This is a genomic window from Enemella dayhoffiae (assembly GCF_002250625.1).
Taxonomy (GTDB): domain Bacteria; phylum Actinomycetota; class Actinomycetes; order Propionibacteriales; family Propionibacteriaceae; genus Enemella; species Enemella dayhoffiae.
Map to the genome: position 1 here is coordinate 1 of NZ_NMVQ01000026.1, position 5,450 is coordinate 5,450.

Sequence of the window (5,450 nt, forward strand, 5' to 3'; positions counted from 1 at the left end):
TCAGGTCCAGATCTCGAGCCAGTTCCGCCGGGTAAGCGGGATGGTCGAGCAGGGTCAAGATGATCCGGGATCGAGTGGGGTCGGCCAGTGCACGACCCAGGCGGTTCATCACGTCGAGACGCGAAGCGATAGTCAGCATGGACTGAACTATACAGCGCGCACTGAACACTCGGTCACAGGCGTCAGCCCAGATCGCATGCCCGTAAGGGGAACCCTCACCGGACACCACCGCTACTTATCGAGGAACGACGGCACGCCTGGCGGGCTGTCCCGTAAGTGTGGGTTTGAGTGCTTTGCGGCGGTTTTCTGTGATCGCTTGGGGGCGTTAGTTTCCGATCACGAGGATGCTGGCGGCGGATTCTATGACGTCGTCGGTGATGGTCTCGAGTTGGTTGATCTTGAGCACTCGGGCGATCTGAGGGAAGAGGCGTTCGAGGAGGCGGAAGTTGCCCCGGGTGATGCGTTCGATCGCGGCGATCGCTTGAGCGTCGGTGAAGTCGTCTGGGTCAAGAGTGCGGCCGAGGCGTTTCCAATGGCGATCGAGGACGAAGAGCAGTTCCTCGCGTCCTAGTGCCCGGTATCGGTGTGAAAATCCGAGGCGGCTGTAGAGCTGAGGGTAGTGGCGAAACCGCTGGTCAATGCCAGGCATGCCGATGAGGATGATCGCCAGGTCGTAGCGGTCGTGTTCATCACGGAGGAGTTCGAGTGCGGTCGGGGCCAGTCGTTCGGCTTCATCGATGATGAGCAGCTCGACCCACTTGTTGGTGTGACCTGAGCGGGCGCCGGTGACTTTGCCGATGTTGCGCTGGTGTTCGTCGATGCAGATGCCGAGCTTTGTCTGCAGGTGCGCGATCTCGTGCATGAGGATTTTGGGCCTGGGGAGCACCTCGGGGGTGTAGAACACGGTCCGGCACCGGTTCGCAGTTGCATAAAGCTTGGCGTCGTCTTCGGTGCGCGGCCCCCATTCGGTGATGAACGGTTCCACGGTGTCCCAGTGGGCGTATCGGCGTGCCGATTGGGTCTTGCCGATGCCGGCGTCGCCGTGACAGATGCCGATGGTGCGTTCCTTGCGTACCGCGGTGGCGAATTCGGTGAACCGGCGATGTTCCTTGGTGATGATGAAGTCCTTGGCCATCCTTAGTCCTCTTCGTAGGTGCGCAGCTTGGTTGGCCGCGCTCCGGGGGCGGCGGTGCGCGGTTCGGCCCGATCGGCGATACGCGGGATGCGGTCGTTGATGTCTTTGCGCAGTTGGCGCCGGCGGGCTCGGCGTGCGGTCTCGACTTCTTGCAGGCTTACCCGTTGGTTCGGGTGCGCCTCATCGATGGCCACGCAGAGGAAGGTGTCGCGGTCGTATACGCGAACCTCGGAGATGTCACGCGGGTCGTAGCGGATCGTCACCGGGCGGCCAACGAACGGTGCCAGAGTTGGCGCGAGGTAGCGCCGGCCTTGGAAGTGGATGCCGTCACGCTGCACGGTGCGGTGCTTGGGCACCGTCAGCAGCAGTCCGTCGAGTTCATCGAGGGATTCGGGCATGCGTGGCAACCACCCGTCACCGATCCACGCCTTCTTCGGGCTCGTCCCGATCTCCCGGTGGGTCCGCTCGTTGTAGGTGGCGATGAAACCGGCGATCGCCTGATCGAGCGCAGGTAGATCCAGAGATGGAGGTGTCTTGGCCCCTGGTGCCAGATGTCCGGGCAGGGTGGCCAGGAGCTCGGTGTTGACTGTGCCGAAGAACCGCTCGATCTTGCCTCGGCCTTGCGGGCGACCGACGGTGGAGAAGATGAGGCGGATTTTCAGTGAGACCGCGGTGTACTCGAGGTGGCGGCTGGTGAAGTCGCTGCCGTGATCGATATAGAGGACGTCGGGTAGTCCGCACATCGCCCAGGCCGGTTCGGTCTTGCGCCAGATCGCCTGTCGTAGCACCAGCGCGGTGTTCATCGCCGATGGCGCCCCGGTGAAGACCATGTACCCGCAGACCGCGCGGGAGTAGTCGTCCATCACCACCGTCAGCCAGGGCCGGTCGGGGGTGCCGCTGGCGCCGGTGATGAGGATGTCGAGTTCGGTGTGATCGGCTTGCCACGTCACATTCGGCCGTTCGGCGCGATGGCGGAACACCAGTTCATAGCGGTCCCGATATGCTGCCGGCCCCTCCAGAGCAAGCGTCACCAGGGCCGGGTCCAAAGCGTGGACGATGGCGCGGACCGTGGCATAGCTCGGGGCCGCCAAACCCAAGCGACCCGCTTCGGCCGTGGTGAGCCGGTGCAATGCAGCGGTGCTCGGGCGTGGGCGGGTCAGCGCGAGGTGCTCGAGAAACGTGACCAGTTCCGCCGGAGTGCGTCGAGATCCCGTGTCGCGTCGTGGCCGCGGCTCCAACGCCGCGATGCCGCCGGTCTTGTAAAGCTGGTGCCAGCGTTGCAGTGTCCGCAGCCCGGTGCCGGTGTCACGGGCCAGGGTCGTCAGCGAGATGCCGTCCTCGACGTGAAGCCGGAGGATTCGCCACCGCTGCGGCCCGTCCATGTCACACCTGCTGGGAGACCATGTCGCGGTCGCGGGCAGCCTGTTGGTGCCGGTACAGCGTGGCGCGAGACCATCCGACCAATCGGGCGGCTTCCTCGGCGGTGCGACCCTTGGCGCGGGCGTCCCGAGCGATGTCGAGTTTCTCCGCAATCACCGCCGGGTCAACAGGCGGCCGACCGAACCGGGTACCGCTCTGCTTCGCCGCAGCGATGCCGGCATTGACTCGCTCGGTGATCAGCTCGCGCTCGTACTCGGCCAGCGTGGCCAGCATGCCCAGCATTAACCGGCCGGAAGTGGTCTCCGGGTCGATGCCGTCCGAAAGCGACTTGATCTTTACGCCCTTGTCGCGCATCAGGTTCACGGTGTTGAGGACATCGATCAAGGATCGGCCGAGCCGGTCGATGCGCCACACCACGACCGTGTCGCCGGACTCGGCATAGTCCAACAGGCGCTTCATCCCCGGGCGTTCGATCGCGGTCCGGCTACCCGAGGTCACATCCGCGAACACATCCCGCTTCTGCACCCCGGAATCCACGAGTGCATCCAACTGCAACTGCGCGTCCTGACTCGCAGTGCTCACGCGGGTGTACCCCAAGAGCCTCATGACATGATTATGACTCACAAACCCCTACCGAGCACCACCCTGCGACAGTTCACGGTGAGACGACTTCGCGAGAGGCAGAAGGTGCCCATCGGCCCATGAAGCGGTCTCGGCGTCCGGTCCCCGCCTGGTGTCTCATAAGACTGTAGGTTTTTAAGGCACATTCACGGCGCCAGGCGGGCCGCCGCGGGAGCCCTCGTCCACCCCGCTGGGGCCGCGGGTTTCAGGCGCAGCATGACGTCGGCATCTGGTTTCGGAAGAGGCCGGCCACGATGCGCAGGCTTTCGCTCATGGTCAGGTACGGCGCCCAGGTGTCGGCCAGATCGTCGACGGTCATGCCGCTTTTGATGGCGTAGGTGGCCGCCAGCATGATCTCCCCGGCCCCGTCCGCCAGAGCGTGCACGCCCAGAACCTTGCCGCTCACGGCGTCGGCGACGAGCTTCACCGCCCCGCGGGTGTCGTGCTGGACGAGCGCCCGGGGGACATCGGACAGGTCCAGGACGCGGCAGTCGCACGCGTGCCCTCGGGTGAGGGCCTCGTCCTCGGTCAACCCCGCCGAGGCCAGCTGGGGCCGGGTGAACACGACCGCAGGAAAGCCGGCGTAGTCGACCCGAGCTGCCGGCGGGTACCTGTCCTCGGTCAGGGCGTTGAGCGCGGCGGCCCGACCGCCGGCGGCGGCGGCGTAGACGTACTGGGGAGCCCCCGAGACGTCACCGGCGGCCCAGACGCGCGGGTTGGAGGTGCGCTGGGTCTGGTCGACCACGACGAAGCCGCGCTCGTCCACGTCCACACCGGCAGCGGCCAGGTTCAGGCCGTCGGTGCGGGGCAGGCGTCCGGTGGCCACCAGGACCTGCGCGCCGCGCACCTGTTCGCCCGAGTCCGTGGTCACCACCACCTCTCCTGCGGGGCCTGGTTCGCGGGCCACAGTGGTCGCGCGCTCTTCGACCACGGTGATGCCGTCGTCGGTGAAGACTTCCCGAAGTCTCTGGGCCAGCTCCGGCTCGGCGTGCGGCGCCAGACGCCCGACCACAGAGACCCGGGTGCCGAGGTGAGCGAACAGCTGGGCCTGCTCCATCCCGACGTACCCGCCACCGATAACGACCAGGGACTCAGGCAGCTCGGTCAGCTGCATCGCGGTGGTGGACGTCAGCCGGTCCACAGAGTCGAGACCGACCACCTCCGGGATGGCGGGGGTGGCACCGGTGGCGACCAGATAGGCCCGGGCCCGCAGCGCCTGGCCGTCGACGGCCAGGGTGTCCCCGTCCAGGAAGCTGGCCTGGCCTGGGCGGACCTGGAAGCCGTAGGCAGCGGCCACATCGGCGTACTTCGCATCACGCAGGCGCTCGATGAGTGCGTCCTTCTGGGCCACCAGATCGCCGAGGTTCACCGGTGCGGCTGACGTTGGGGCACCTTTGAAGGGATTGGTGAGCGCGGCGTGCCGGGCCCCGGCGGCCGCCAGGAGCGTCTTGGACGGCACGCAGCCGATGTTCACGCACGTCCCGCCCAGAACACCGCGCTCAACCAGCACGACGCTCTTACCGGCCTGGCTGGCCGCGATGGCGGCGGACATCGCCGCGCCTCCTGAGCCGATCACGGCCAGATCGACGTCGTAGTCCACACCCATTTGCCCACCTTCCTTCGCGTGACCCCTCTTCAGCGTCCATAGTGGACGTTCCAGCGCAGGGGAAGGTCAAGGCGAACATGGACGAGAGCCGAGAAAGGGGCCACTGTGCGCATCGGTGAGTTGGCCGTGGCCAGCGGCACCACAACCAAGACGCTGCGCTTCTACGAAGAAGCCGGCCTACTACCTGCGCCTGAGCGCACCGCCAACGGATACCGCGACTACACCCCTGCGGCCCTGGCGCGCCTGGACTTCGTTCGCCGCGGCCGCACCGCTGGGCTCACCCTGGCCCAGATTCGCGAGATCCTCGACATCCGCGACGCCGGAGTCGCACCCTGCCAGCACGTGCACGCCCTGCTCGAAGCCCACCTGGGCGACCTGGACCGCCAAATCGCCGACCTGCAAGCACTGCGACACACCGTCGCGCACCTTCACCACAGTGCCACCACCAGCGACCCCACCAAATGCGACACCACGACCGTCTGCCGCTATCTGTGACCAGACCGGTGCTCGCGTGTATCGCCATGAGCAGATGCCGCCACAGAGCGTCGACAGAACCCCGCCATATAACGGCGAAAGCCACAGGGACTGTCCGACGAACGGTGTAAGTGGCGGTTTCCATGTCAGCGGTCCTCGGCGGCTGGCATGCGGTCTGCGAAGGTGATGGCGAAGGCGTTCAGCGCGGGCTTCCACCTCATCGTCCATCTTGTC

5 protein-coding genes and 1 pseudogene are annotated in these 5,450 nt (G+C 66.2%); 1 reads left to right on the forward strand and 5 read right to left on the reverse strand.

What is annotated here, in order from left to right; translation table 11 throughout:
* From CGZ93_RS12565 to merA, 5 genes and pseudogenes are all read right to left on the reverse strand, one after another.
* Positions 1-139 (reverse strand): annotated as a pseudogene (locus tag CGZ93_RS12565) (Cd(II)/Pb(II)-sensing metalloregulatory transcriptional regulator CmtR); the annotation flags it as partial.
* A 186-nt stretch (positions 140-325) separates the two neighbouring features.
* Complete coding sequence (locus CGZ93_RS12570; protein WP_094364516.1) at positions 326-1,135, reverse strand: AAA family ATPase; 810 nt, start codon at positions 1,133-1,135, stop codon at positions 326-328.
* Between the two features lie 2 nt (positions 1,136-1,137).
* Positions 1,138-2,517: a Mu transposase C-terminal domain-containing protein gene (locus CGZ93_RS12575; RefSeq protein WP_094364517.1), complete on the reverse strand. Its 1,380-nt coding sequence runs from the start codon at positions 2,515-2,517 to the stop codon at positions 1,138-1,140.
* Position 2,518: 1 nt separating this feature from the next.
* Positions 2,519-3,121 (reverse strand): recombinase family protein, encoded by a 603-nt coding sequence (locus CGZ93_RS12580; RefSeq protein ID WP_094364518.1) that lies wholly within the window; start codon positions 3,119-3,121, stop codon positions 2,519-2,521.
* A 220-nt stretch (positions 3,122-3,341) separates the two neighbouring features.
* Complete coding sequence (gene merA, locus CGZ93_RS12585; RefSeq protein ID WP_017838447.1) at positions 3,342-4,742, reverse strand: mercury(II) reductase; 1,401 nt, start codon at positions 4,740-4,742, stop codon at positions 3,342-3,344.
* Positions 4,743-4,847: 105 nt separating this feature from the next.
* Here merA and CGZ93_RS12590 point away from each other — a divergent pair, with 105 nt between their 5' ends.
* The gene (locus tag CGZ93_RS12590) at positions 4,848-5,237 is read left to right on the forward strand and encodes a heavy metal-responsive transcriptional regulator (RefSeq protein ID WP_007928756.1); all 390 of its coding nucleotides are present in this window, start codon (positions 4,848-4,850) and stop codon (positions 5,235-5,237) included.
* Positions 5,238-5,450 lie beyond the last annotated feature (213 nt).

Excerpts from the sequence above, each read along its gene's own strand:
- CGZ93_RS12575 (WP_094364517.1), bottom strand. The coding sequence starts at position 2,517 with ATGGACGGGCCGCAGCGGTGGCGAATCCTCCGGCTTCACGTCGAGGAC.
- merA (WP_017838447.1), bottom strand. The coding sequence starts at position 4,742 with ATGGGTGTGGACTACGACGTCGATCTGGCCGTGATCGGCTCAGGAGGC.
- CGZ93_RS12580 (WP_094364518.1), bottom strand. The coding sequence starts at position 3,121 with ATGAGGCTCTTGGGGTACACCCGCGTGAGCACTGCGAGTCAGGACGCG.
- CGZ93_RS12570 (WP_094364516.1), bottom strand. The coding sequence starts at position 1,135 with ATGGCCAAGGACTTCATCATCACCAAGGAACATCGCCGGTTCACCGAA.